We start from the raw sequence: 26,845 nt of genomic DNA on the forward strand, positions 1-26,845 counted from the left end.
CGGCCCACCGGCCTCCCGGCCTACCGGGCGGCCCACCGGCCCCCCGGCCCACCGGGCGGCCCACCGGCCCACCGGCCCACCGGGCGGCCCACCGGCCCACCGGCCCACCGGGCGGCCCACCGGCCCACCGGGCGGGCGGCCGGGCAGCCGGGCGGTCGTCGGCGCGGCGGGACCCGGATGGCCTGCGGCGGGGGAGGGTACCGGAGCGGGCGGGCGGTGCCGGCGGGTGCGCGCTTCCCGGAGTGAGCTGGCCCACAGCTGTCGTAAAGTTGGGGCCGGTCGATACCTGACCGCGGCAGATCGGAAGGCAGCAGGCGTGACCGTCGACGACACGGGCTCCGGCACGGACGGGGACGGCGAGGTGGACCATCCCGCCGAATCCGGCGACGACCCGCTCGCCGTCCGGCTGGAACAGCTCATCCTGGGCGCCGAGCGCCGCTACACCCCCTTCCAGGCCGCCCGCAGCGCCGGGGTCCCGATGGATCTCGCGGAGCGCTTCTGGCGTGCCATGGGCTTCGCCGACATCGGCCAGGCCAAGGCGCTGACCGAGGCCGACGTACTGGCCCTGCGGCGCCTCGCTGGACTGGTCGAGGCCGGGCTGCTCAGCGAGGCCATGGCGGTGCAGGTCGCCCGGTCCACCGGGCAGACCACCGCCCGGTTGGCCGAGTGGCAGATCGACTCCTTCCTGGAGGGGCTGACCGAACCCCCCGAGCCCGGGATGACCCGGACCGAGGTGACGTACCCGATCGTCGAGCTGCTCCTGCCCGAGCTGGAGGAGTTCCTCGTCTACGTCTGGCGGCGCCAGCTCGCCGCCTCGGCCGGCCGGGTCGTCCAGACCGGCGACGACGACGAGATGGTCGACCGGCGCCTCGCCGTCGGCTTCGCCGACCTGGTCGGGTTCACCCGGCTGACCCGCCGGATGGAGGAGGAGGAGCTCGGTGAGCTGGTCGAGGCGTTCGAGACCACCGCCGCCGACCTGATCGCCGCCCGCGGCGGACGCCTGGTCAAGACGCTCGGCGACGAGGTCCTGTACGCGGCCGACGACGCGGGCACGGCCGCCGAGATCGCCCTGCGGCTGATCGAGACCCTCGCCAACGACGAGACCATGCCGGAGCTGCGCGTCGGCATGGCCTTCGGCACCGTCACCACCCGGATGGGCGATGTCTTCGGCACCACCGTCAACCTCGCCTCCCGGCTCACCTCGATAGCTCCCCGGGACGCCGTCCTCGTCGACACCGCCTTCGCGGAGGAGCTGATCCGCACCGGGGACGCCCCCGCCTCCGAGGCGGTCGCGGCGGAGGAGGCCGCCGCCGCGGAGAAGGAGGGCGAGGAACCGCCGGTCTACCGCTTCGCGCTCCAGCCGATGTGGCAGCGCCCGGTCCGCGGTCTCGGCGTCGTCGAACCGTGGCTGCTGACCCGCCGGGGCGAGCACTCCTGAACCGGCTCCTTCCCGCGCCCGGCCCCGCCTGCGATGATCGATGCGGTCAGGCTCGTTAACCGGCGTTAACAGTCGTCAACAGGAGGGGTGGCATGAGCGAGGAGCGCTACGGGGAGTTCGTCCGGGTCCGGCGCCACGAGGACGGGCACGTCGCGGAACTCGTCCTCGACCGGCCGAAGGCCATGAACGCCGTCTCGATCGGCATGGCCCGCTCCGTCGTCGCGGCCTCGGCGGCACTGGGCGAGGACCGGGACGTACGGGTCGTGGTGGTGACCTCGTCCAGCGAGCGGGCGTTCTGCGTCGGCGCGGACCTCAAGGAGCGCAACTCCTTCACGGACGCCGACATGCTCCGCCAGCGGCCGGTCAGCCGCGGCGCCTACACGGGCGTACTGGAGCTGCCGGTGCCGACGGTCGCGGCCGTGCACGGCTTCGCGCTGGGCGGCGGCTTCGAGCTGGCGCTCTCCTGCGACGTGATCGTGGCCGACCGCACGGCCGTGGTCGGCCTGCCCGAGGTCTCCGTCGGGGTGATCCCGGGCGGCGGCGGCACCCAGCTGCTGCCCCGCCGGGTGGGTGCGGCCCGCGCCGCCGAGCTGATCTTCTCGGCCCGCCGGGTCGAGGCCGCCGAGGCCCATGAGCTGGGCCTGGTCGACCGGCTCGTGGACGCGGGCCGGGACCGGGAGGAGGCCCTCGCCCTGGCCGCCCGCATCGCGGGCAACTCCCCGGTCGGCCTGCGCGCCGCCAAGCGCGCGCTGCGCCTCGGCCACGGTCTGGACCTCAGGGCCGGCCTGGAGGTCGAGGACGCGGCCTGGCACACGGTGGCCTTCTCGGCGGACCGCGCGGAGGGCGTGGCGGCCTTCAACGAGAAGCGGAAGCCGGACTGGCCCGGGGAGTAGTTCTTCAGCCGGTCCTGGCGTGCTGGTCTTCCGTGCCGGTTCGCTGTCGGCCCGTCCGGCGTTCGAGGACGAGGCCGTTCAGGCCGATGGACCCCGCAAATGTCACCATATCCCCCATATGTACCTAGCCTGGCCGAATGGGAGAGGACAGCCGCCTGGCGGCAGTAGTCGCGCTGGCGCAGGGCATGGCCGCCGCTCACGGCCTGCGCGACGCCTGGCGCGCGGCCGCGCTCGGCGGCTGCCGCGCACTCGGCGGCAGCTTCGCCGCCCTGTCGGTCTGGGAGCGGGAACTGGGCCGCCTCCGTGTGCTCGTCAACGTGGGGCTGCGCGCCCCGGACGAGGAGGAGTTCCCGGACGACGAGTCCTACCCGGTGCACCAGTTCGCGGAGATCACCGAGTTCCTGCACGAGCGCTGGGCGGGCGGCGGCGAGCCGGACGCCTGGGTCGAGACGGCCGAGGGCACGGCGGCCGGCCGCCCCGGCTACGTCCACCAGCGCGTCGCCGCCCTGCGCCGCCGGGGCCGCGGCTGCTGCGTCGTCGCCCCGATCGTGCTGCACGGCCGCGCCTGGGGCGAGCTGTACGTGGCGCGCCCCGTGGGCGAGCCCGTCTTCGCGCGGGCCGACGCCGACTTCGCCACCGTCCTGGCCTCCGTCGTCGCCGCCGGCATCGCCCAGACCGAGCGGCTCGAAGAGGTGCGGCGCCTGGCGTACACCGACGCGCTGACCGGTCTGGCCAACCGCCGGGCCGTCGACGCCCTGCTCGACGAGGCCGTGGAGCGGCACCGCCGGGAGGGTGTCGTCGTCAGCCTCGTCGTCTGCGACCTGAACGGACTCAAGCGGGTCAACGACACCCACGGGCACGCGGTCGGCGACCGGCTCCTGGAACGGTTCGGCTCGGTGCTGTCGCTGTGCGGCGCGATGCTGCCCGGCGCGCTCGCGGCGCGGCTCGGCGGTGACGAGTTCTGCCTGCTCGCGGTCGGACCGGAGGCCGACACCGTGGTCGGGGCCGCCGAGGAGCTGTGCCGCCGCGCCGCCGAGCTGGCGCTGGGCGACGGGGTCGCCTGCGGGGTGGCCTCCACCGGCGACCCGATCGGGCCGGTCGGCTCGGCCCGCAGGCTGTTCCGGCTCGCCGACGCGGCGCAGTACCGGGCCAAGGCGTCGCGGGCCGGCCGGCCGGTGGTCGCGGGCCGCGAGGGGGCCGACGACCCCGTCGTACGGCTCGCGGACGAGCCGCCGCGGAAGGGGGACGGGGAGCGGCGCCGGTTCCGGGGCATGCACGCCCCGTAGCGGCGGATCGGTAAGGGGTGCACCGGCTCCCCGGTAGTGACACCGGTAGATTCACCTCGTACGCTCCTGAATATGAATATGCACACTGTGGTGGTGGGGACCACCGGGGTCACCGCTCGTGACGTTCTCGCCGTGGCGCGCGGCGGCGCCCGGGTCGAGCTGTCCGACGAGGCGCTGGCGGCTCTGGCCGCCGCCCGCGAGATCGTCGACGCGCTGGCCGCCAAGCCGGACCCCGTGTACGGCGTGAGCACCGGCTTCGGCGCTCTGGCGACCCGGCACATCAGCCCCGACCTGCGCGCCCGGCTGCAGCGCAACATCGTCCGCTCGCACGCCGCCGGGATGGGCCCCCGGGTGGAGCGGGAGGTCGTACGGGCGCTGATGTTCCTGCGGCTGAAGACGGTCTGCTCCGGGCGGACCGGCGTCCGTCCCGAGGTCGCCCGCACCATGGCCGACGTGCTCAACGCCGGAATCACCCCCGTCGTGCACGAGTACGGCTCCCTCGGCTGCTCCGGCGACCTCGCGCCGCTCTCGCACTGCGCCCTGGCGCTGCTGGGGGAGGGCGACGCCGAGGGGCCGGACGGGACGGTGCGCCCCGCCGGTGAACTCCTCGCCGAGCACGGCATCCGCCCCGTCGAACTGCGCGAGAAGGAGGGCCTCGCCCTCCTCAACGGCACCGACGGCATGCTCGGCATGCTGGTCATGGCCCTCGCCGACCTCGACCGCCTCTTCACCAGCGTGGACATCACCGCCGCGCTGACCCTGGAGGCGCTGCTCGGCACCGACCGGGTGCTCGCGCCCGAGCTGCACGACGTCCGCCCGCACCCCGGGCAGGCCGCCAGCGCCGCGAACATGCTCGCCGTGCTGAAGGGCTCCGGGCTGACCGGTCACCACCAGGACGACGCGCCGCGCGTCCAGGACGCCTACTCGGTGCGGTGCGCCCCGCAGGTCGCGGGCGCCGGCCGGGACACCCTCGCCCACGCCCGGCTGGTCGCCGACCGCGAGCTGGCGGCGGCGGTGGACAACCCGGTCGTGCTGCCCGACGGGAGGGTCGAGTCCAACGGGAACTTCCACGGCGCGCCGGTCGCCTACGTCCTCGACTTCCTCGCCATCGCCGCCGCCGACCTCGGCTCGATCGCCGAGCGGCGCACCGACCGGCTGCTGGACAAGAACCGCAGCCACGGTCTGCCGCCGTTCCTCGCCGACGACCCCGGCGTGGACTCGGGGCTGATGATCGCCCAGTACACGCAGGCCGCCCTGGTCAGCGAGATGAAGCGGCTCGCCGTACCGGCCTCCGCGGACTCGATCCCGTCCTCCGCGATGCAGGAGGACCACGTCTCGATGGGCTGGTCCGCGGCGCGCAAGCTGCGTACGGCGGTCGACCACCTCACCCGGGTGCTCGCCGTCGAGCTGTACGCGGCCGCCCGCGCGCTGGAACTGCGCGAGGGACTGCTCCCGGCGCCCGCCTCGCGGGCGGTCCTGGCGGCGGTCCGCGAGGCGGGCGTCGAGGGCGCGGGGCCGGACCGGTTCCTGGCACCGGACCTGGCCGCGGCGGAGGCGTTCGTCCGGGACGGCCGGCTGGTCGCGGCGGCGGAGACGGTCACCGGACCGCTGATGTGACGCGGCACGCCCTGAGCCCGCGTCAAATCTTCGTCAAGTCGGTCAAGAGAAGGAAAAGGCGTCAGAATCCGAGGCGTTCGCGGCGGACGGAGTACACCACGAAGCCCGCGCCAAGACCCAGGCAGGCGGTGCCGCCGATGACGTACGGAGTGCTGTCGAAGCTGCCCGTGTCGGCCAGCCGGGTGCCGGACCCGACCGCCTCGGCGTCCACCGAGGCCATCCTCGCCTCCTCGGTGACCTGCGGAGACGGGCTCGACGGGCCGGTGGACGGGGTGTTTCTCGCCGGAATGTCCTGGGTCGCGTTGGCGGACGGGACGAACCACAGGGCACACAGCAGGGAGCCTGCCGCGGCGGCGGTCAGCAACGAACGGCGAGCGGATGACACGGAATATCGATCCCCTTGTGGCGCTGGCGAATTGGCCGTGTGGGGCGATGTTAGTGAAAGGCGCGGGTCACAGGAAAGTCACGGGACCTCGCGGCCGTACGCTCCGGGCATGAGCACAGTAGAGACATCACGGTATGTACGGATTCGCGTGGATGTCGTCCTGGAGGTCGAGGACGGCGAGGCGGTCACCCGCGCCGCGCTGCGCCGGATCGCCGCGGACGCCGGGCTGCCCGAGGCCGAGCGGGACGGCGCCGAGGCGGCCGTCTCCGGGGACACGGCCGAGGCGCTGGCCTACCTCGTCGACCCGTTCGACCTGGTCAGTGAGGTGCCCGGGGTCGAACTCCAGCAGGCGTCCTGGAGCAGCGAGCGGATCGACTACGACCCCGGTTCGCCCGAGTGGGACCTGGACGAGGATGATGGCGCCGTAGACGGCGACGACTACGGCCGTGCGGACGGCGCGGGGGACGAAGACGACGCGGAAGTGAAGGTCGGCTGACGCGCTTTGGGGAAACCGTGACCCCGGGCGGCAACCGCCGCCCGGGGTTCTGTCGTCTCACCCGACGCACTGACCGACACCGGCACCAGGCAGTCCGCCCGTCGGACGTGGTGTGGCCCACACCTGGGGGCTATGTGGAACGGGACGAACCGGTCGTAGCGTTGAACAGGTTGACGGGGAATCTCGGGGTTTCCGGAATCGGTAGCGATGGAGAAGCGTGTGATGACGAACAGTAAGCGGCGCAAGGGCCTCGTGGCCGCGTCCGCTCTGCTCGGCGGGGTGCTGGTGCTCTCGGCGTGTTCCGGCGGTGACGACACCTCCGGCGGGGGTGGCGGCGACTCCTCGGCCCAGGTCGACAAGGCGGCGGCCGAGAAGACCTCCGAGGCCCAGATCAAGATCACGCCGAAGAACGGCTCGTCCAACGCCTCCATCAACAACTCGGCGGCCGTGACCGTGGCCAAGGGCACGCTCACCGAGGTCGAGATGACCACCTCGGACGGCACCGCGGTCGACGGCGAGATATCCGCCGACAAGACGAGCTGGAAGCCGAACGCGCAGCTGGAGCGCGCCACCACCTACAAGGTGACCGCGACCGCCGAGGACTCCGACGGCCGCGCCGCCCACGAGAACGCCTCGTTCACCACCGTCTCCCCGGACAACAGCTTCATCGGCAGCTTCACGCCGGAGGACGGCTCCACGGTCGGTGTCGGCATGCCCGTGTCGATCAACTTCGACAAGGAGATCACCGACAAGGCCGCCGTCCAGAAGGGCATCACGGTCAACACCGACGGTGGCCAGGAGGTCGCCTGCCACTGGTTCTCCACCCAGCGCATGGACTGCCGCCCCGACGACTACTGGAAGGAAGGCTCGACCGTCACCCTGAAGCTGGCCCTCGACGGCGTCGAGGGCGCCGACGGCGTCTACGGCGTCCAGCAGAAGACGGTCACCTTCAAGATCGGCCGCAACCAGGTCTCCTACGTCGACGCGAAGACCAAGCAGATGAAGGTCACGCAGGACGGCAAGACCATCAAGACCATCCCGATCTCGGCCGGCTCCCCGGACAACAAGACCTACGAAGGCCAGATGGTGATCTCCGAGAAGTACAAGGAGACCCGGATGGACGGCTCGACGGTCGGCTTCACCGACGACGACGGCAAGGGCGAGTACGACATCAAGGACGTGCCCCACGCCATGCGCCTGAGCACCTCCGGCACCTTCATCCACGGCAACTACTGGGGCGACAAGTCCATCTTCGGCAGCCAGAACACCAGCCACGGCTGCGTGGGCCTGTCCGACACCAAGGGCGCGAACGACAGCGGGACCGCCGGCTACTGGATGTACGAGCACTCCATCATCGGTGACGTGATCGTGGTCCAGAACACCGGCGACGACACCATCGCGCCGGACAACGGCCTCAACGGCTGGAACATGGACTGGTCCGAGTGGAAGGCGGGCTCGGCGATCTGACGCCCCCGCACACCGCTTCCCGGCAGCCGCCGTTCGCCCTCGGGGCGGACGGCGGCTCCTTCTGTGTCACGCGCCTTCGTGTCGCGCGCTTCTGTGTCACGCGTTTCTGTGTCACACATCGGCATCTCTCAGCCTTCTCATGGTTCTCTTATGCGCGGCTTATGTCGCCATCACGGACCGTCCCTACTTTGCGGCCATGTTCTTCACCTACCTGAGGCGCGAGCTGCGCCGCCGTAGAAAGGCGGCCCTCGTCGTCGCCTCCGGTCTCGCGCTGGGCATCGCCCTCGTCATCGTGGTCAACTCCGTCTCCTCCGGAATGGGCAAGGCCCAGGACAAGGTGCTGGAGTCGCTGTACGGCCTGGGCACCGACATGACCGTCACCAAGGCCGCCGAGGCACCCTCCGGGTCCGGGTCGGGCTCGGACGGGCAGGAGCGCCCCCGCTTCGAGTTCGACGCGCAGGACAGCGACTCCGACGAGGAGCAGTCCAGCGACCGCGTGATGGTGCAGGGCTTCCAGTCGCTGGCCGGCTCGACCGTCGAGAAGGTCGCCGGCCAGAGCGGCGTCGCCGACGCGGTGGGCGGCCTCAGCCTGCAAGTCATGAAGGTCAGCGGCCAGTTCACGCGGGGTCAGTTCCAGCAGGGCGGCGAGAGCCAGGGCCAGGGCCAGGAAGGGGGCCTGGGCGGTCCCGGCGGCGGTGGCCAGGACTCCCAGAGCGGTGAGGTCCAGGGCGGCGGCGCCAACTTCGACGTCAACAGCTACTCCGTCTACGGCACCGACGTCACCAAGACCACGCTCGGCCCGCTGACCTCCTCGAAGATCACCAGCGGCCGTACCTTCAAGACCTCCGAGACGGACGCGAAGGTCGCCGTCGTCGACTCGGCGTACGCCAAGGAGAAGGAGCTGAAGAAGGGCTCCACCCTCACCGTCAGCGACACGAAGTTCAAGGTCATCGGCATCGCCACCGCCGACAGCGGGGACTCCGCGGCCAACGTCTACATCCCGCTGAAGCAGGCCCAGACCCTCGGTGACGCCAAGAACAAGGTCACCACGATCTACGTCCAGGCCTCCGACTCCCAGCAGATCGACAGCGTCAAGTCGGCCATCCAGAAGAACATCTCGGGTACGACGGTCACCACCTCCGCCGACCTCGCCGACACCGTCTCCGGTTCGCTGTCCACCGCCTCCTCCCTCGCCACCAGCGTCGGCAAGTGGCTCTCCATCATCGTCCTGATCGCCGCCTTCGTGGTCGCCGGTCTGCTCACCTCCTCGGCCGTCTCCCGCCGCGTGCGCGAGTTCGGCACCCTGAAGGCGCTCGGCTGGAAGTCCGGCCGGGTCACCCGCCAGGTGGTCGGCGAGGCCGTCGTCAACGGCCTGGTCGGCGGCGTCCTCGGCATCGCGCTCGGCCTGGCCGGCGCCTACCTCGTCACGGCGGTCAGCCCCAGCCTGGAAGCCTCGATCGGCAGCACGGGCGGCGGTGGCGGCGGCATGGGCGGCCCCGGCGGCGGTGGCGGCATGGGCGGCGGCCCCGGCCGGCAGACCGCGTCCAAGACCCTCGAAGTCGCGCTCACCGCGCCGGTCAGCCTCACCACCATCGCCCTGGCCGTCCTCCTCGCCGTGGCCGGCGGGCTCATCGCCGGCGGCTTCGGCGGCTGGCGCGCCTCGCGGCTCCGCCCGGCGGACGCGCTGCGCCGCGTGGAGTAGCGAGCGCCGCGTCGGCCCACGGGGCCCGGCCTCCCGAGCCCACGGGGCCCGGCCTCCCGGTATCCGGGGCGCGGGCCCCATCCCCTTCACGTTTTTCCAGGAGTCGGACCATGTACGAACTCAGAGGCGTCACCAAGCGCTACACGCGCGGCAAGGCCACCGTCAACGCCCTCGACGGCATCGACCTCACCATCGCCGACGGCGACCGGCTCGTCATCCAGGGCCCCACCGGCGGCGGCAAGTCCACGCTGCTGCAGATGCTGGGCGCCCTCGACCGCCCCACCTCCGGCGAGATCGTCCTCGACGGCACCGATCTGGCCACGCTCTCCGAGGCCCGGCTGACCAAGGTGCGCAGCGAGACGATCGGCATCGTCTTCCAGTCGTTCAACCTGATCCCGACGCTGACCGCGCAGGAGAACGTCGAGACCGCCCTCGTACCGCTCGGCGTCAAGACCAAGGAACGGCGCGAGCGGGCCGCCGAGGCGCTCGCCTCCGTCGGCCTCGGCGAGCGGCTCGGACACCTGCCCAGCGAGATGTCCGGCGGCCAGCAGCAGCGCGTCGCCATCGCCCGCGCGCTGGTGAAGCAGCCGAAGGTGCTGCTCGCCGACGAACCCACCGGAAACCTCGACGAGTCGATGCGCGACGAGATCATGGAGGTGCTCGAACGGATGTGGAAGGAGCTGGGGCTGACCTTCGTCATGGTCACCCACGACTCCTCGATCGCGAAGAAGGCCCCGCGCCTGGCGACGATCCGCAAGGGCAAGATCACCGTCCGGGAGAACGCCGAGGCGTGAGGCCCGTGGCCCGCCCGACGGCCGTAGGGCCGATGGGTTGCCCCCGGCAACCCATCGGTCCGGTAACGGTGTTCCGGCGGCCGCGTAACAGTATTCCGGCGGTTCTCTTACCTTCCTCTCATCCGTTGAGCGGGTGATCACGCCCCCGGCATACTGCGAGGCCCGGGGGGTGCGCACAGGTGCGCGAGACCTCCCCCCGGACGGGTGAACTCAAGCCGTTCGCCCGGACCTTCCGCTAGGGGGAACCTTGCGCAGACATCTGAAGAGCGGGCGCGCGGCCACGGTCGCCGTGGCGACCGCCGTGGCCCTCGCCGCCGGGCTGGCCGCCCCGGCCGGCGCGGCGGACCGGACGGGAGCGGCCGACGCCGTGCCGGCCCCGTCCGGCGCCACCCGTCACGTCACCCTCATCACCGGCGACCGGGTCGCCGTGGACGCCAAGGGCCGGGTCACCGGCCTGGAGCGCGCCAAGGGCCGTGAGCACATACCCGTGCAGATCCGCCGGGCCGACGGGCACGTCCTCGTCATCCCCGCCGACGCCGCCCGCCTGGTCGCGTCCGGCAAGCTCGACCGGCGCCTGTTCGACGTCACCGAACTGAACAAGGCCGCGACCCGCAAGTCGCAGAAGAACGGCCTGAAGGTCATCGTCGGCTACAAGGGCGGTGCCGCCGCCACCAAGTCCGACGTCCGCGGCACGGGCACGCTGCGCCGCGCGCTCAAGGCGCTCAACGCCGACGCCGTGCAGACCCCGCACGAGGACACCACCGACCTGTGGAAGGCGGTGACCGACGGCGAGAAGACCGCCTCCGGCATCGCCCACGTCTGGCTCGACGGCGTCCGCAAGGCGAGCCTCGACACCTCCGTCCCGCAGATCGGCGCCCCCACGGCGTGGAAGGCCGGGTACGACGGCAAGGGCGTGAAGATCGCCGTCCTGGACACCGGTGTCGACGCCACCCACGCCGACCTCAAGGGCCAGGTCGTCGCCGAGAAGAACTTCTCCACCTCCGCCGACGCGGGCGACAAGTACGGCCACGGCACCCACGTCGCCTCCATCGCGGCGGGCACGGGCGCCAAGGCGGGCGCGAAGTACAAGGGCGTCGCCCCGGGCGCCCAGCTGCTCAACGGCAAGGTCCTCAGCGACGACGGCTACGGCGACGACTCCGGCATCCTGGCCGGCATGGAGTGGGCGGCCGAGCAGGGCGCCGACATCGTCAACCTCAGCCTCGGCGGCGGCGACACCCCGGAGATCGACCCCCTGGAGGCGGAGGTCAACAAGCTCTCCGCCGAGAAGGGCATCCTCTTCGCCATCGCCGCCGGCAACGAGGGCGAGTGGGGCGACCAGACGATCGGCTCCCCGGGCAGCGCCGCCGCGGCCCTCACCGTCGGCGCCGTGGACGGCAAGGACGCCCTGGCGGACTTCTCCAGCACCGGTCCCGGCCTCGACGGCCAGATCAAGCCGGACGTCACCGCCCCCGGCGTCGACATCACCGCGGCCTCCGCGCCGGGCAGCGTCATCGCCCAGGAGGTCGGCGAGAAGCCGGCCGGCTACGTCACCATCTCCGGTACGTCGATGGCGACCCCGCACGTCGCGGGCGCCGCCGCGATCCTGAAGCAGCAGCACCCGGAGTGGACGTACACCGAGCTGAAGAGCGCCCTCACCGGCTCCGCCAAGGGCGGCGCCTACACGCCGTTCCAGCAGGGCACGGGCCGCGTCCAGGTCGACAAGGCCATCGCGCAGACCGTGCTCGCCGAGCCGTCCTCGGTCAACTTCGGTGTGCAGCAGTGGCCGCACACCGACGACAAGCCGGAGACCGAGCAGCTCACGTACCGCAACACCGGTACCGAGGACGTCACCCTGAAGCTGACGTCGACCGCCACCGACCCCAAGGGCAAGGCGGCCCCGGCCGGCTTCTTCACCCTGGACGCCTCCACGGTCACCGTCCCCGCGGGCGGCACCGCCTCCGTCGGCTTCACCGCCGACACCCGCCTCGGCGGCACGGTCGACGGCGCGTACTCGGCGTACGTGACGGCGACCGGCGGCGGCCAGAGCGTGCGCACGGCCGCCGCGGTCCTGCGCGAGGTGGAGTCCTACGACCTCACGCTGAAGGCCATCGGCCGGGACGGCCAGCCGTCCGCCAACTACCAGACCGACCTGGCCGGCGTCTCCGGCCTCGCCACGGACAAGTGGTACCAGCCGTACGAGGCCGACGGCACCGTCACCCTGCGCGTGCCCAAGGGCGGCTACGTCCTCAACTCGTCGCTGTACGTGGGCGACGACCCGGAGACGTACCAGGGCGCGGACTGGCTGGCCCAGCCCAAGCTGGACATCAGCAAGGACACCACGGTCACGCTGGACGCCCGTACCGCCAAGCCCGTGGACATCACCGTCCCGGACAAGGCGGCGAAGCCGGAGTCCGTCACCGCGGACTTCTACATCGACACCCCCGACAGCGGCTACGGCTTCGGCTGGTGGCTGGACTCCTACGACGGCTTCCGCACCAAGCACCTCGGTCCCCAGGTCACCGACGGTTCGCTGGCCCAGCAGTGGGACACGCACTGGACCAAGGGCGCCAAGGAGGAGTACGACACCGTCGCCGGCGGCTCGGTCAAGCAGCTCGCCACCGGGTACAGCAAGCAGTACAAGGCCGCCGACCTGGCCACGGTGAAGGTCGGCCTGGGCGCCACCGCCAAGGGCAAGAAGGGCTCGGTCACCGCGCTGGGCGAGCTGCCCGTCAGCTCGGGCGGTTCCTCGATCAGCGTCGAGCAGCCCCTGCCCGGCACCCGCACCCTGCACCTGTCGACCGACTCCGGCGTCAAGTGGACCACGTTCTTCGACCAGTCCGGCGGCGTGGACGCCGACGGCTGGCCGATCTCCGAGGCCTCCTACACGAGCACGCCCAAGACGTACACGAAGGGCAAGAGCTACTCGACGACGTTCAACGCGGCCGTCTTCGCCCCGTACGTCAACTCGGACTACGGCGTCTACCGCGACGGCAACTACATCGGCGGAGTCCTGCCGCTGGTCGCCGACGGCAAGCGCCACGTCGGTTCGTCGCTGTTCTCCTCGGTCTCGACGACCCTGTACCGCAACGGCACCAAGGTCGGCTCCCACAAGGACCCGCTGCTCGGCGACGAGGAGTTCAAGGTCCCGTCCGGGGACGCGGCGTACAAGCTGACGACGTCGGTGAAGCGCTCGGCCAAGGTCGTCGACACCTCCAGCCGGACCGACGCGACGTGGACCTTCCGCTCCAAGAAGACCTCCACCCTCTCGCTGCTGCCGGTCTCCACGGTCCGCTTCGACGCGACCGTGACGCTGGACGGCCGTAAGACGGCCGGCCAGAAGGCCGGCATCCCGGTCACCGTCGAGGGCGCCGCCAAGGGCAAGAACCTGAAGTCCCTGACGGTCTGGACGTCGTACGACAACGGCAAGAACTGGAAGAAGACGACCGTCACCAAGGGCAAGATCAGCATCAAGAACCCCGCGAAGGGCAAGGGCGTCTCCCTCCGCGCCAAGATCACCGACAAGAAGGGCAACACGTCGACGATCTCGGTCTACAACGCGTACCGCGGCAAGTGATCCACTAGCTCCGTACGCCGGGCCCGCCGGAGGCATCCTCTCCGGCGGACCCCGCTCTTGCGGGCCGGGCGGAGGGAGTCAGTGTTCGCAGCCCTCCGCCCGTTTCACGGGGTGCCCCGCACGCGGTTCGAGGACGACACCGACCACGAGGTCCTCGTCGGGCGCGCGCGTTCCCGACGACACCTGCCTCAGCTGGGTGGGCGACCGGGACCAGCGGTTCCCGTCGCCGTCCGTGAAGTGGGCCGAGATGTTCCACCCGTCCGGCAGCCGGTGCTCCGGGCCGAGCTTCCGGAACGTCCCGTCGGCCGCCCGGACCTCGTCGAACGTCCGGTAGCGCAGCTCGGGCACCGGATAGGAGAGGTCACCGCACGGGGGAAGGCCACCGACGGGGAACTTGATGTACCGCGGCGCCTTCTCGCCCGCCAGGCGCAGATAGACGTCGACGCTGCTGATGACGTCGGACGACCTGTTGACGAGGCGGATCCTCCAACGGCCGTGGCGCGCCTCGCCCCAGGCGTTGAACTGCGCGGCCTGTCCCTCCTCCGCCTGTTCGAGCTGCTGCCGGGACAGCTGCTGTCCCCAGTAGGCGGCGACCGCCTGGGCCCACAGCCCTCCGATCGCCGCGAACGCGGCCAGCCCGGTGGCTGTCACCGTGACGATGTGGCTCCATCGGCCCTGGGCCGCCGCCTCTGCCGCCTCCGCCTCCTCGCGGACGCGTGCCCGTACCCGGGCCGGTGCGTTGCGTCGCCGGGCCAGCCGGAGCCGGTCCCGCCGGAGCTGAGTCCGCCGGAGTCTGGTCTGTCGGAGCCGGGTGTGTCGGAGTCGGGTCTGCCGCCGTGCGGCGCGTGCCATCGAGTGCCTCCGTCGATCGCGGAGTTGAACGCTGGCACGGCGGCGGGTTCCCGCGCGGCGGCTTCCCCGTTGTTCGCCCGTACGCGGTAGGGAGCCGTCCGGGACCGGTCGCGGGACCGGTCCCGGGGCGGGTTGGTGAGGGATGGGCCAGGGCTAGGTCAGGGCCAGGTCAGGGCTGGGCCGCGTCGAAGCTCCACTCGGCGCCGGCTCCCGGCCCGACGACCAGCGTGGAGTTGCCGAGTTGCTCCACGTGCCGCTCGGTCACCGAGTGGTTGAGGGAGAAGGAGAGATGGCGCAGGCCCGCCTCCTCGCGGGGGACGACGTCGAAGCGGAGGGTCGTCATGCCGTCCTTGGCGACGACGCCACCACCCTCCGGTGACCGGAGGTCGAAACCGCCCGCGCGCAGCAGCGGCAACGTGTCGGCGAGGTCCCCCTCGGTGACGGCGAGGCGGACGCCCGTCACGTCCCGCATCAGGTGGCCGGCGTAGTCGTCGGACAGGTACCGCTCCCGGCCGACGTCACCCGGCCCGGACGCCGGCTCGGTGTTGCCGCGCGGGTCGGCGAAGTACTCCGGCCGGTACTCCATCGCCCACGCGCCGAACGCGTCGTACGTCTCGGTGGTGAGCAGCGCGTCGAACCACGGCACCGGGACGCCGTCGCCGAAGTCGCGGGTCTGGAGGAACGGGATCGGCGTCGTGCCGAGGGCCGTCAGCCGCTCGGACACCGTGTCGAGGTCACCGCTCCGCTCGGTGGAGACGCCGAGCCCGCCGGAGCCGAGGGTGCCGTCCTGGCCGGGCAGGTCGCCCACCCCGAACAGTTCCACGTACGTCTCGCGGCCCATCAGATAGCGGCCGGTCCAGGTCTGCCCGTCGGCCCCCGTGGTGGTCCGTACGGTGAAGTTCGCGAACTCCCGGAGGTACGCGGAGTTCTCGATCGCGTCGGCGGTCTCCCGGTCGAAGACGCCGTAGGCGTGGTTGAAGTACAGCAACCGCTGATGTCCCGTCTCGGCCCGCGCCACCGCACCGGCCCCCGTCACCCCCGTGAGTGCCACAGCGAATATCAAGATCATTCGTAACATTCCGCGAAGCAGCATGCGCGCGAGCGTAGCCGTCACGGGAGCACTACGCCCGACAATTGTTCGAAATAGCCACACCGGCCCGTCACGGCCGTACCGCCACTGCCGGCCCGTACCGCCACTGCTGGCCCGTACTGCCACTGCCGGCCCGTACGGCCGTGATGTCACACCGGCCTGTCACGGCCGTACGGCCGGTGCCTCCGCGTTCCAGCTCGCCAGCAGCCGCAGCGCGTCCGCCGACGGCGAACCCGGTTCCGCGTGGTAAGTGATCAGAGACTGGTCCGCGTCGTCGACGAGCCGGAACGTCTCGAAGGACAACGTCAGCTCACCGACGAGCGGATGCCGCATCGGCTTGACGCCGTGGCTCTTCTCCTTGACGTCGTGCGCGGCCCACAGCCGCCGGAACTCCTCGCTCTTCACCGACAGCTCCCCGACCAGCGCCGCCAGCTCCGGGTCGTCCGCGTGGCACCCGGCGTCCATCCGCAGATAGCCGACGATGTCCGCCGCCTTCTGGTCCCACTCCGTGAACAGCTCGCGGTAGTCGGGCCGCAGGAACACCAGCCGCGCCCAGTTCCGCTCCCGGGCCGGCAGCCGCCCCCAGTCCCCGAAGAGCGCGGCGGCCATCCCGTTCCAGGCCAGTACGTCCGTACGCCTGCCCGTGATGTACGCCGGGACCGAGTCGACCGACTCCAGCAGGTGCCGCAGCGCGCCGCGCACCTGCTGCGCCACCGGAGCCGCCTGCTTGCGCCGCTGCTGCTTCGGCTTCGCCAGGTGCGTCAGGTGCGCGTGCTCGGCGTCCGACAGCCGCAGCGCGCGGGCGATCGAGTCCAGCACCTCCGCCGACACGTTCCGGCCATTGCCCTGCTCAAGCCGCGTGTAGTACGCCACGGACACCCCGGCCAGCTGTGCCAGCTCCTCGCGCCGCAGCCCCGGCACCCGCCGGTGCCGCCCGTACGCCGGCATCCCCACGTCCTCCGGCTTCAGCCGTGCCCGCCGCGTGCGCAGGAACTCGCTCAGCTCGGCACGCCGGTCGAGGCCCCCGCCGGTCTCGGTCGCCGCCTGCGGTACGGGATCGGGCTGAATGTCCATACCGTCCAGTATTCCTGGTCGTACGCCCAGGAGCCTGTCCCCGCCAGTGGTACGCACGCCGGACATACGAAAAGGCGTGGTCTGGGCGGAGTCCGGCGCCGGGTGCAGGGTGGGACGGTGCGCTGGCAGAAAAGGGCCGGTGCGTGACTGTCCTCACGAAGATTCCGGAGATTTCACGGCATGACCTCTGTCGCCGCGTACGCCGCTCCCGCCGCCAAGGCCCCGCTGGAGCGCACCACGATCGAACGGCGGGACGTCCGTGACCACGACGTCCTGATCGACATCCAGTTCGCCGGCATCTGCCATTCCGACATCCACCAGGTCCGCGAGGGCTGGGGCGAGGCCATCTTCCCGATGGTCCCCGGCCACGAGATCGCCGGCGTGGTCTCCGAGGTCGGCCCGGCCGTCACGAAGTTCAAGGTCGGCGACCGCGTCGGCGTCGGCTGCATGGTCGACTCCTGCCGCGAGTGCGAGCACTGCCTCGCGGGTCAGGAGCAGTACTGCGTGCGCGGCAACATCGGCACGTACGGCGCCGTCGGCCACGACGGAGAGATCACCTACGGCGGCTACTCCCAGAAGGTCGTCGTCGACGAGGCGTTCACCGTCCGCATCCCCGACGGCCTGTCGCTCGACGTCGCCGCCCCGCTGCTCTGCGCCGGCATCACCACGTACTCCCCGCTCAAGCGGTTCGGCGTCGGCCCCGGCAAGAAGGTCGCCGTCGTCGGCCTCGGCGGTCTCGGTCACATGGCCGTCAAGATCGCGCACGCCCTCGGCGCCGAGGTGACCGTCCTGTCGCAGTCCCTGCGCAAGAAGGACGACGGCCTGAAGCTGGGCGCCGACCACTACTACGCCACCGGTGACCCGGCCACCTTCACCGAACTGGCCGGCAGCTTCGACCTGATCCTCTCCACGGTCTCCGCGCCCCTCGACTTCGGCGCGTACCTGAGCCTGCTCAAGGCCCACGGCACCCTCGCGAACGTCGGCGCCCCCGAGGAGCCGATCGCCCTCAACCTCTTCTCGCTCCTCGGCGGCGGCAAGACCCTCGCCGGTTCGATGATCGGCGGCATCGCCGAGACCCAGGAGATGCTGGACTTCTGCGCGGAGCACGGGATCGGCGCGGAGATCGAACTGATCGCCGCGTCCGAGATCAACACGGCGTACGAGCGGGTCCTGGCGAGCGACGTGCGGTACCGCTTCGTGATCGACACGGCGACGATCTGATCGCGGCCCGGCGTGCCCCGCTCTCCTTGACCGACCTCAGGAGGCGGGGCGCGCCGCTGTACCGAGCCGGTGGGTGAGCCTGCCCAGCAGCACGGCGTTGACCAGCCCGGCCAGCGCCACCACGACGGAGAAGAGCGGCGGGCTCAGCCAGGCGACCGCGGAGAACTCCGCCGGTATTGACACCACCAGCGCGAGGAAACCGAGCGGCGCCGTGGCCATGACCGGCCAGATCGCGGCGAACCCCGGGTCCGGCGACAGGTACACAGCCCACAGGAAGAACCCGAGTGCCGCGCCGACCAGCGCGAGATAGCCGCGCGCCGCCCAGTTGTCGAAGGCGGGGGAGAGCAGGTCCTTGAGTCGACGCCCGGTCGCGGAGGGGGCGGGGGAGGGTATCCGCTCGGCGGCCGGTGACCTGGTGGCGATCGCCCCCACCGCCGCCGCGTTCACCAGGGCGCACAGCCCCAGCCACACCGTCCACAGCACCCCGGCCGTCAACCCGGCGGCCGCCGTGCTCCCCCCGCTACCGGGCCCGAAGGGCAGCACCATGGCCAGGAAGGAGAGCGGCGCGGTGAGGATCATCGGGTCGAGGACGAGGAACCCGTCCGGAAGGAAGTGCACCGCCACGGCGGAGACGGCGACGACCGCCAGATAGATCCGGGCCGGCCGGTTGCCCGTGGCCAGGGCGAGTAAACGGCGGGGGAGCGAAGAACGCGGCATGACGAATCCTCCTGCTGGGTCGGGCCGGGCGGTCGGTCCTGTGGGGCGGCTCCGTGCCGGTGCGCCCAGCGTGGCCCACCGGCACGGGCCGGATCATGAGTACGGGTACTCATCGACTCCCCGCCGCGTACCCACCCCAGGCGGGAGTGGAATGGTGGGGCGACCTCGCGCGTTACAGGGGCAGCGAACCGACGAAACATGGGAGGCCGTGATGGCTGGGCAGACGCAGAGGGCCGTACTGGCGGGCGGATGCTTCTGGGGGATGCAGGACCTGATCCGCCGGCTCCCCGGCGTGAAGGAGACCCGGGTCGGCTACACCGGGGGCGACGTGCCGAACGCGACGTACCGCAACCACGGCACGCACGCGGAGGCCATCGAGATCCTCTTCGACCCCGCGGAGACCGACTACCGGGCGATCCTGGAGTTCTTCTTCCAGATCCACGACCCGAGCACCCAGAACCGCCAGGGCAACGACATCGGCCTCAGCTACCGCTCGGCGATCTACTACGTCGACGACGAGCAGAAGCGGATCGCCGAGGACACCATCGCCGACGTGGACGCCTCCGGCCTGTGGCCGGGCAAGGTCGTCACCGAGGTGGAGCCGGTCGGCCCCTTCTGGGAGGCCGAGCCCGAGCACCAGGACTACCTGCTGCGCTACCCGGAGGGCTACACCTGCCACTTCCCGCGTCCGGGATGGCGCCTGCCCGCCCGCGCGCAGAGCTGACCGTGAGCGCCCGCGCGACGAGCGCGGGCTGATCAGCCCTGGCGAGTGAGGCCGGGCCCGTCCACAGCGGGCCCGGCCCCGCTGTCTCAGTGCGGCAGCGTCGCCGGGCTGCCCCCGTTCGCCTCGTACCCCGCCACCGCCAGCGCCCGGTATATCGCGAACTCCGCCGCCGGATCGGCGGACAGCGTCCACGGCAGGGCACCGACATGCCCGTCCACGTGCACCAGCTGGTTCATCGCCTCGGCCCAGCGCTCACCGCGGACCAGGAAGAACAGCAGCAGATGGCGGACGTGCGCCGACATCGGATCGTCGGGACGCACACCGTGCACCGCGTGCAGCGCACCGTGGACCGCCTTGGTGACGACCTCGCTCTGCCAGAAACTGCCGACCAGGTTCACCTCGGGCAGGTGCTCGAACACCGCGAACAATGGCATCGCCGACAGCAGCGACCCCCGCGGCGCACGGGCCGCCGCGGCCTCCGCGAACGAGTACGCCAGCTCACGGGAGCCGTGCCACTTCTCGCACCAGTAGTGCAGGGCCGCCAGGTGCGCGCCCATGTGCGCCGGCGCCCGGTCCAGGATCTTCAGCCACAGCTGCTCGAACTCCGAGCGCGGATAGGCCAGCCCGCGCGCCACCGACAGCTCCACGATGTACGGGATCGGATCGCCGGGAGCCAGCAGCGCCGCCTCGCCGCACGCCGCCCTCGCCTCCTCCATGATGATCCGGAACTCGTCCGTGCCGGGGCTCGACGTCCGCCACGCCTGCTGCACCAGGAACTCCGCGTGCACCGCCGCGCCGCCCACGTCCTTCGGGTTCTCCGCGCGCCACACCCGCAGCCACTGGCCGCCCGGCGTCTCGCCCACCCCGCCGGGCCGCTGCTGCAGCTCCAGCGCCGCGGCGCCCGCGAACGCCTGCACCCGCTGCCAGCGCCGCTCGCCCTCCGCCTCCGTCCCGGCGAGGAGCTGCCGAGCCGCCCGGTAGTCCCCCGTGCGCTGCACCAGGTCGAGGACGTCGAGCAGGTCCTGGTCAGGACCGGGCATCCGGATGTCCAGCTCCTCCTCCAGGGCGAAGCCGTAATGGGCGGGGTCCGCGGCGTCGGGATGACCCGGCGGCACCTGCTCGATCATGCCGCGCCGGCGCCGGAGGACGGGGAGCAGCACGAAGCCGAGCAGGACCAGTGCCAGCAGGACCCAGAGAATTTCCATGGCTCAAGCGAACCAGACCGCGCCGACAATTGGCCAACCTGTCCCGCGGCCTGTGGAAAACCCCGTCGGCCCCACCCGCCGGGCCTGTGGAAAATTCGGACGGCCCCGCCCCCGGACCTGTGGAAAAACCTCCCGGCGTCCGCCCTCACGAACCCGTCCCGGCGGACTACGCTCGGTGCCCATGAGCGACGAGCACTTCAGCCAGCACTTCGAGACCCTCGCGATCCACGCGGGCAACACCGCCGACCCCCTGACGGGCGCGGTCGTCCCGCCGATCTACCAGGTGTCGACCTACAAGCAGGACGGCGTCGGCGGCCTGCGCGGCGGCTACGAGTACAGCCGCAGCGCCAACCCGACCCGGACCGCGCTGGAGCAGAACCTCGCCGCGCTGGAGGGCGGCCGCCGCGGCCTCGCCTTCGCCTCCGGACTGGCCGCCGAGGACTGCCTGCTCCGTACGCTGCTCCGCCCCGGCGACCACGTGGTGATCCCCAACGACGCGTACGGCGGCACGTTCCGCCTCTTCGCCAAGGTCGCCGCCCGGTGGGGCGTGGAGTGGTCGGTCGCCGACAGCTCCGACCCGGCCGCCGTACGGGCCGCGCTCACCCCGCGTACCAAGGCGGTCTGGGTCGAGACGCCCTCCAACCCGCTGCTCGGCATCACCGACATCGCCGCCGTCGCGCAGGTCGCCCGGGACGCCGGCGCCCGGCTCGTCGTCGACAACACCTTCGCCACGCCCTACCTCCAGCAGCCGCTGGCCCTCGGCGCGGACGTCGTCGTGCACTCCCTCACCAAGTACATGGGCGGCCACTCCGACGTCGTCGGCGGCGCACTGATCGTCAGCGACCCGGAGCTGGGCGAGGAACTGGCCTTCCACCAGAACGCGATGGGCGCGGTCGCCGGGCCCTTCGACTCCTGGCTGGTGCTGCGCGGCACCAAGACCCTCGCGGTGCGCATGGACCGGCACAGCGAGAACGCCACCAAGGTCGCCGACATGCTCAGCCGGCACGCGCGCGTGAACAGCGTCCTGTACCCGGGCCTGCCCGACCACCCCGGGCACGAGACCGCCGCCAAGCAGATGAAGGCGTTCGGCGGCATGGTCTCCTTCCGCGTGGAGGGCGGCGAGCAGGCGGCCGTCGCGGTCTGCGACCGCGCGAAGGTCTTCACGCTCGGCGAGTCACTCGGCGGCGTCGAGTCGCTCATCGAGCACCCCGGCCGGATGACGCACGCCTCGGCGGCCGGTTCGGCCCTGGAGGTACCGGGCGACCTGGTCCGCCTGTCGGTGGGCATCGAGAACGTCGACGACCTGCTGGAGGACCTCAAGCAGGCCCTCGGCTGACACCGGCGGTCCCCGGGCGCCCACCGCTCCCCGGGCGCCCACCGCTCCGTGGGCGTCCACCGGTCCGCGGGCGCCCCCGCGCCCCGGACGCTCACCAGTCGGACAGGGGAGGAGTCGTCTTCGACGGCGGCTCCACCCACGGCTGCACCGTCAGCGCCCACACGGCGAAGGCCACGGCGGCGGTGAGCAGCAGCAGCCACACCAGGCGCCGGGCGAGGGTCCGGCGGCGCAGGACGCGCCCACCGCGCCGTACGGCGTCGGCACACAGACCGGGCGGCACCCGCGGCGCCGACCGCTCCATGACCCGACGCACGGCGGCCTCCCGCTCCGCCCGGTTCACGCCCGCCCCCTCCCACCGGGGCGGCCCGCCGTGAGACCCCGCTCATCCGGTCGCACGCGCGCGTGGCTCATCGCACCGCCTCCATCCGGGAGGACCCCTCGCTCCGCGGCCGGGGCGGCGGAGCGTGCAGGAGTGTCGCCGTCGCCCGGTCGCAGATCGTGCGGACCCGTTCCGGGGGAAGGCCCAGCAGGGCCGCGGTCTGCTCCTCGGCGACCCCCTCGTACAGCCGCAGGACGAGGATCAGGCGCTCCTGCGGCGTCAGCCGGGCGAGCGGCCCCGCCGGATGCGCCCTGACCCGGCCGGGGCCCCGGTAGCGGTGCCAGGCCTCGCGGGCGAACCGCGTCGCCAGGTACTGACGGGCCCGGTCGTAGGGGTCCTCACCGCGCAGCCGGTCCCAGCGGGCGTAGGTGTGGGCGAGGGAGAGGGTCAGCAGGTGCCGCGCGTGCGGATTGGAGTCCACCGCCTCGGCCGTGAGCAGCGTGGCGGCATGCAGCAGCCGTCCTGCCGCACCCGCGACGAACGCCTCGAACTCCCGGGCCCGGCGGACACCCTGCGACGCATGCCGTTCGCGCACCGCGCCTCCCGCGTGAGGGCGACCCTGCCGGTCTCATCTGAGGACAGCGGCGGTCCGCCGGTCAAGAGCCGGGAGTGCCTGAGCCGGGAGCACCTGTTTCAGGAGGCCGGCGCTTCCCCCGCGTTCGTCGACCCCTGAGGGGCCATACGGGCGGACAGCGCGCCATTGAAGCGCGTGAGGAGCGCGCAGAACGCCTCGCGCTCCTCCGGCGTCCACTCCTGGGTCAGTTCGGCCATCAGCTGGCGGCGCGAGGACCGTACTTCGTCCAGTCGGGACACCCCGCGCGGGGACAGCTGGAGGACGACCGCCCGGCCGTCCTCGGGGTGCGAGGTGCGCTTGACGAGTCCGGTGTCGACGAGCGGGGCGACCTGCCGGGTGACCGTCGAGGAGTCGATCCCCATGCTCGCGGCGAGCGCCTTGACGCCCATCGGTCCCTCGTTGTCGAGGCGGTTGAGCAGCAGGTAGGCGGCGCGGTCCATGGTGTTGCGCACCTGCCCGACACCGCCGAGCCGGGTCTGTTCGGCACGACGGGCGAACACCGCCACCTCGTGCTGCAACGTGTCGAGAAGACCGGGGTCACCGGCGGTCGTCATGTCCATCGACATTTCAGGTGTTGTGGGCATGGCCGGGGGCTCACTTCGTGAAGGGCTGCTGGTTGGGGGACAGGGTACGCGGCCTGGGCCCAGGGCGTACGGGCGCTGCGCAAAGCCGGTCTCGGACACTGGTCACAGAGTTCGCTCCCGGCCGTGAACTGCGATGCTGGTGTCATGAGCTACAGCACGGCCGACCTCTCGTGGCCCGTCACCCTCGACGACGTGCGCGGGGCCCAGAAGATGCTCTCGGGTGTGGCGCGCACGACCGCCATGGAAGGCAGCAGGCACCTCTCCGCGCTGGTCGGCGCACCGGTCCACTTCAAGTGCGAGAACCTCCAGCGCACGGGCTCGTTCAAACTGCGCGGCGCCTACGTGCGGATCGCCGGGCTGCTGCCGGAGGAGCGTGCCGCCGGTGTGGTCGCCGCGAGCGCCGGCAACCACGCGCAGGGCGTCGCCCTGGCGTCCTCCCTGCTCGGCGTGGCCTCGACCGTGTTCATGCCCAAGGGCGCACCGCTGCCGAAGATCAGCGCGACCCAGGACTACGGTGCCGAGGTGCGCCTGCACGGCCAGGTCGTCGACGAGACGCTGGCCGCCGCGCAGCGGTACGCGGAGGAGACCGGGGCGGTGTTCATCCACCCCTTCGACCACCCGGACGTCATCGCCGGCCAGGGCACTGTCGGGCTGGAGATCCTGGAGCAGTGCCCCGAGGTGCGCACGGTCGTGGTGGGCATGGGCGGCGGCGGGCTGGCGGCCGGTATCGCGGTCGCGGTGAAGGCGCTGCGCCCGGAGGTGCGGATCGTGGGCGTGCAGGCGGAGGGCGCGGCGGCCTACCCGTTGTCGCTGGCGGCCGGCCGCCCGGTCGCCGTCGAGCGCCCGGCGACGATGGCCGACGGCATCCGGGTGGGCCGGCCCGGCGACGTGCCGTTCGGGATCGTCGGCGACCTGGTCGACGAGGTCCGCACGGTCACCGAGGACCAGCTCTCCACGGCGCTGCTGCTCTGCCTGGAACGGGCCAAACTGGTCGTGGAGCCGGCCGGGGCGAGCCCGGTCGCCGCGCTGCTGGCGGAGCCGGGGGCCTTCGAGGGTCCGGTCGTGGCGGTGCTGTCCGGCGGCAACGTCGACCCGGTGCTGATGCAGGGCCTGTTGCGGCACGGCATGGCCGCGCAGGGCCGCTACCTGGCCGTTCGGCTGCGGCTCACGGACCGGCCGGGCGCCCTCGCCACGCTGCTCGGGGTGTTGTCAGCGGTCGACGCCAATGTCCTGGACGTGAGCCACGTGCGGACCGACCCCCGGCTCGGGCTCACGGAGGCGGAGGTGGAGCTGCACCTGGAGACGAAGGGTCCCGAGCACTGCGCCGAGGTCGGCCGCGCCCTGAGGGACGCGGGCTACACGGTCATGATGTGAGGGCTCCGCCGTCACGCGGGATACACGGTCGGGCCGCAGGGACCATGCCATTCACTCGTTCGAGTAAGTGCATTGTGAGACGCGATACATCGCGTTACTGTTTCCCGTGACACCAAGGCTTCCTGTTCCCCGACGACGTGGAGACTCATATGCCTGGCGCCATCTATGCCGAAGGTCTGGTGAAGACCTTCGGTGACGTAAGGGCTCTGGACGGCGTCGACCTCGATGTCCCCGAGGGCACGGTCCTGGGCCTGCTCGGGCCGAACGGCGCGGGCAAGACCACAGCCGTCCGCTGCCTGACGACCCTGCTGCGGCCCGACAGCGGCCGGGCGGTCGTCGCCGGCCTCGACGTACTGGAGCGGCCGGACGACGTCCGCCGTTCCATCGGCCTCTCCGGTCAGTTCGCCGCGGTCGACGAATACCTGACCGGCCGGGAGAACCTCCAGATGGTCGGTCAGCTCTACCAGATGCGGGCCAAGCCGGCGAAGGCCCGCGCCGCCGAGCTGCTGGAGCAGTTCCACCTCACCGACGCCGCCGACCGCCCCGCCAAGACCTACTCCGGGGGCATGCGCCGCAGGCTCGACCTCGCCGCTGCCCTCGTCGTCTCGCCACCCGTGATGTTCATGGACGAGCCGACCACCGGCCTCGACCCCCGCAACCGCCAGCAGCTGTGGGAGGTCATCAAGCAACTGGTCTCCGGCGGCACGACCCTGCTCCTCACCACCCAGTACCTGGAGGAGGCCGACCACCTCGCCCACGACATCGCGGTGGTCGACCACGGCCGGGTGATCGCCCAGGGCACCTCCGACCAGCTGAAGGCACGCACCGGCGGCGAGCGCGTCGAGGTCGTGGTGCACGAGCGCGAGCACATCCCGACCGTCGCCGACCTCCTGCGCGGCTTCGGCAAGGGCGACACCACGGTCGAGGACCACATGCGCAAGCTCACCGTCCCCGTCACCGGAGGCGCGAAGCTGCTCTCCGAGATCATCCGTGAACTGGACGCCCGAGGCATCGAGATAGACGACATCGGCCTCCGCCGCCCCACCCTCGACGACGTCTTCCTCTCCCTCACGGGCCATGTGGCCGAGACCGGGAGCGCCGACAAGGGAACCGACGGGAAGACCGGCGGGGCCACCGGCAGCGAGACCGGCAAGGAGGCCGTCCAGTGAGCGCCGTCACCGACTCCGTCCGCATCGAACCGCCCCGCAACCGCTTCGTCCAGTCCGTCCGCGACTCCCTCGTCGTCGGCCGCCGGAACCTGATCCGCATGACGCGGATTCCCGAGATGGTCCTCTTCGGGCTCATCCAGCCGGTGATGTTCGTGATCCTCTTCACCTACGTCTTCGGCGGCTCGATGAAGATCGGCACCAGCACCGACGCCGACGTCTACAAAGAGTTCCTGATGGCCGGCATCTTCGCGCAGACCGTCACCTTCGCCACGGCGGGGGCCGGCGCGGGGATAGCCGACGACATGCACAAGGGACTCATCGACCGCTTCCGCTCCCTGCCCATGGCGCGCGGCGCCGTGCTCACCGGGCGGACCCTGGCCGACCTCGTGCAGACCGCGCTCACCCTGTTCGTGCTGGCCATGGTCGCCCTCCTGGTCGGCTGGCGCACCCACACCTCCGTGGGCGAGGTGCTCGCCGCCTTCGGTCTGCTCCTGCTGACCGGCTACGCCTTCACCTGGATAGGTGCCGTGATCGGCCTCTCCGTCCGCACCCCCGAGGCGGCCACCTCGGGCGGGCTGATCTGGCTCTTCCCGGTCACCTTCGTCTCCAACGCGTTCGTGGACTCCAGCCAGATGACGCCCTGGCTGCGGCACGTCGCCGACTGGAACCCCTTCAGCGCCACCGTCCAGGCCTGCCGTGAGCTGTTCGGCAACCCCGGGGTGTCGACCTCGGACGCCTGGCCCATGCAGCACCCCGTCTGGGCGTCACTGATCTACTCGGTGCTGATCGTCCTCATATTCAGGACGCTGGCGGTGCGGAAGTACCGCTCGGCCACCGCATGACGGAGCCCCCGGCGTCACAGGGACGCCGGGGGCCCGTCGAGAGCGTCGGAGC

At 71.8% G+C, this 26,845-nt stretch carries 24 protein-coding genes; 15 read left to right on the forward strand and 9 right to left on the reverse strand.

Translation table 11 applies throughout. The features are described 5' to 3' along the window. Window positions 1-316 precede the first annotated feature (316 nt). From UW392_RS59570 to hutH, 4 genes are all read left to right on the forward strand, one after another. Window positions 317-1,438, forward strand: coding sequence for an adenylate/guanylate cyclase domain-containing protein (locus UW392_RS59570; RefSeq protein WP_320783862.1), 1,122 nt, complete (start codon window positions 317-319; stop codon window positions 1,436-1,438). Between the two features lie 92 nt (window positions 1,439-1,530). Beyond that, window positions 1,531-2,331 (forward strand): enoyl-CoA hydratase/isomerase family protein, encoded by an 801-nt coding sequence (locus tag UW392_RS59575; RefSeq protein ID WP_320783863.1) that lies wholly within the window; start codon window positions 1,531-1,533, stop codon window positions 2,329-2,331. Between the two features lie 137 nt (window positions 2,332-2,468). Further along, window positions 2,469-3,617, forward strand: a complete 1,149-nt coding sequence (locus UW392_RS59580) for a sensor domain-containing diguanylate cyclase (RefSeq protein WP_320783864.1) — start codon at window positions 2,469-2,471, stop codon at window positions 3,615-3,617. Window positions 3,618-3,695: 78 nt separating this feature from the next. Next, window positions 3,696-5,234, forward strand: coding sequence for a histidine ammonia-lyase (gene hutH, locus UW392_RS59585; RefSeq protein WP_320783941.1), 1,539 nt, complete (start codon window positions 3,696-3,698; stop codon window positions 5,232-5,234). A gap of 61 nt (window positions 5,235-5,295) precedes the next feature. On the opposite strand, the gene UW392_RS59590 is transcribed toward hutH, so the two are convergent. Beyond that, window positions 5,296-5,619 carry a hypothetical protein gene (locus UW392_RS59590; RefSeq protein WP_320783865.1) on the reverse strand — a complete coding sequence of 108 codons (324 nt, stop codon included), beginning with the start codon at window positions 5,617-5,619 and terminating at the stop codon, window positions 5,296-5,298. A gap of 109 nt (window positions 5,620-5,728) precedes the next feature. Between UW392_RS59590 and UW392_RS59595 the strand changes: the two genes are divergently transcribed. From UW392_RS59595 to UW392_RS59615, 5 genes are all read left to right on the forward strand, one after another. Next, on the forward strand, window positions 5,729-6,115 hold the full coding sequence (locus tag UW392_RS59595; protein WP_320783866.1) for a hypothetical protein: 387 nt from the start codon (window positions 5,729-5,731) through the stop codon (window positions 6,113-6,115). Between the two features lie 222 nt (window positions 6,116-6,337). Continuing rightward, window positions 6,338-7,582: a L,D-transpeptidase gene (locus tag UW392_RS59600; RefSeq protein ID WP_320783867.1), complete on the forward strand. Its 1,245-nt coding sequence runs from the start codon at window positions 6,338-6,340 to the stop codon at window positions 7,580-7,582. Between the two features lie 196 nt (window positions 7,583-7,778). Further along, on the forward strand, window positions 7,779-9,284 hold the full coding sequence (locus UW392_RS59605; protein ID WP_320783868.1) for an ABC transporter permease: 1,506 nt from the start codon (window positions 7,779-7,781) through the stop codon (window positions 9,282-9,284). Window positions 9,285-9,394: 110 nt separating this feature from the next. Next, complete coding sequence (locus UW392_RS59610; RefSeq protein ID WP_320783869.1) at window positions 9,395-10,078, forward strand: ABC transporter ATP-binding protein; 684 nt, start codon at window positions 9,395-9,397, stop codon at window positions 10,076-10,078. 247 nt (window positions 10,079-10,325) lie between these two features. After that, a complete protein-coding gene (locus tag UW392_RS59615) occupies window positions 10,326-13,652 on the forward strand; it encodes a S8 family peptidase (RefSeq protein WP_320783870.1) in 3,327 nt (1,108 codons plus the stop codon). Between the two features lie 78 nt (window positions 13,653-13,730). Here UW392_RS59615 and UW392_RS59620 read toward each other — a convergent pair whose 3' ends face one another. The 3 genes from UW392_RS59620 to UW392_RS59630 all read right to left on the reverse strand — a co-directional run bounded on the left by UW392_RS59620 (window position 13,731) and on the right by UW392_RS59630 (window position 16,668). Next, the gene (locus tag UW392_RS59620) at window positions 13,731-14,303 is read right to left on the reverse strand and encodes a hypothetical protein (RefSeq protein WP_320783871.1); all 573 of its coding nucleotides are present in this window, start codon (window positions 14,301-14,303) and stop codon (window positions 13,731-13,733) included. 370 nt (window positions 14,304-14,673) lie between these two features. After that, window positions 14,674-15,573 carry a DUF5829 family protein gene (locus tag UW392_RS59625; protein WP_320783872.1) on the reverse strand — a complete coding sequence of 300 codons (900 nt, stop codon included), beginning with the start codon at window positions 15,571-15,573 and terminating at the stop codon, window positions 14,674-14,676. 183 nt (window positions 15,574-15,756) lie between these two features. Next, window positions 15,757-16,668: a helix-turn-helix transcriptional regulator gene (locus tag UW392_RS59630; protein ID WP_320783873.1), complete on the reverse strand. Its 912-nt coding sequence runs from the start codon at window positions 16,666-16,668 to the stop codon at window positions 15,757-15,759. A gap of 180 nt (window positions 16,669-16,848) precedes the next feature. Here UW392_RS59630 and UW392_RS59635 point away from each other — a divergent pair, with 180 nt between their 5' ends. Next, a complete protein-coding gene (locus UW392_RS59635; RefSeq protein ID WP_320783874.1) occupies window positions 16,849-17,889 on the forward strand; it encodes an NAD(P)-dependent alcohol dehydrogenase in 1,041 nt (346 codons plus the stop codon). A gap of 36 nt (window positions 17,890-17,925) precedes the next feature. Here UW392_RS59635 and UW392_RS59640 read toward each other — a convergent pair whose 3' ends face one another. Continuing rightward, window positions 17,926-18,606, reverse strand: a complete 681-nt coding sequence (locus UW392_RS59640) for an SCO4225 family membrane protein (protein ID WP_320783875.1) — start codon at window positions 18,604-18,606, stop codon at window positions 17,926-17,928. 211 nt (window positions 18,607-18,817) lie between these two features. On the opposite strand from UW392_RS59640, the gene msrA reads away from it, so the two are divergent. Further along, complete coding sequence (msrA, locus tag UW392_RS59645; RefSeq protein ID WP_320783876.1) at window positions 18,818-19,330, forward strand: peptide-methionine (S)-S-oxide reductase MsrA; 513 nt, start codon at window positions 18,818-18,820, stop codon at window positions 19,328-19,330. An 86-nt stretch (window positions 19,331-19,416) separates the two neighbouring features. Here msrA and UW392_RS59650 read toward each other — a convergent pair whose 3' ends face one another. Then, complete coding sequence (locus UW392_RS59650) at window positions 19,417-20,535, reverse strand: hypothetical protein (protein WP_320783877.1); 1,119 nt, start codon at window positions 20,533-20,535, stop codon at window positions 19,417-19,419. Window positions 20,536-20,716: 181 nt separating this feature from the next. Here UW392_RS59650 and UW392_RS59655 point away from each other — a divergent pair, with 181 nt between their 5' ends. Further along, window positions 20,717-21,871: a cystathionine gamma-synthase gene (locus tag UW392_RS59655; protein ID WP_320783878.1), complete on the forward strand. Its 1,155-nt coding sequence runs from the start codon at window positions 20,717-20,719 to the stop codon at window positions 21,869-21,871. 91 nt (window positions 21,872-21,962) lie between these two features. Here UW392_RS59655 and UW392_RS59660 read toward each other — a convergent pair whose 3' ends face one another. From UW392_RS59660 to UW392_RS59670, 3 genes are all read right to left on the reverse strand, one after another. Then, a complete protein-coding gene (locus tag UW392_RS59660) occupies window positions 21,963-22,211 on the reverse strand; it encodes a hypothetical protein (protein ID WP_320783879.1) in 249 nt (82 codons plus the stop codon). A gap of 67 nt (window positions 22,212-22,278) precedes the next feature. Continuing rightward, complete coding sequence (locus tag UW392_RS59665; protein ID WP_320783880.1) at window positions 22,279-22,785, reverse strand: sigma factor-like helix-turn-helix DNA-binding protein; 507 nt, start codon at window positions 22,783-22,785, stop codon at window positions 22,279-22,281. A 98-nt stretch (window positions 22,786-22,883) separates the two neighbouring features. Next, a complete protein-coding gene (locus UW392_RS59670; RefSeq protein ID WP_320783942.1) occupies window positions 22,884-23,384 on the reverse strand; it encodes a MarR family transcriptional regulator in 501 nt (166 codons plus the stop codon). A 168-nt stretch (window positions 23,385-23,552) separates the two neighbouring features. Between UW392_RS59670 and ilvA the strand changes: the two genes are divergently transcribed. The 3 genes from ilvA to UW392_RS59685 all read left to right on the forward strand — a co-directional run bounded on the left by ilvA (window position 23,553) and on the right by UW392_RS59685 (window position 26,793). After that, on the forward strand, window positions 23,553-24,782 hold the full coding sequence (ilvA, locus tag UW392_RS59675; protein WP_320783881.1) for a threonine ammonia-lyase: 1,230 nt from the start codon (window positions 23,553-23,555) through the stop codon (window positions 24,780-24,782). A gap of 149 nt (window positions 24,783-24,931) precedes the next feature. Then, window positions 24,932-25,951 carry an ATP-binding cassette domain-containing protein gene (locus tag UW392_RS59680; protein WP_320783882.1) on the forward strand — a complete coding sequence of 340 codons (1,020 nt, stop codon included), beginning with the start codon at window positions 24,932-24,934 and terminating at the stop codon, window positions 25,949-25,951. Further along, entirely contained in the window at window positions 25,948-26,793 is an 846-nt protein-coding gene (locus UW392_RS59685) for an ABC transporter permease (RefSeq protein ID WP_320783883.1), read from the forward strand. Before UW392_RS59680 ends, UW392_RS59685 begins: the two co-directional genes overlap by 4 nt. Window positions 26,794-26,845: the final 52 nt, after the last annotated feature.

It is taken from the genome of Streptomyces sp. CRN 30, from assembly GCF_034105845.1.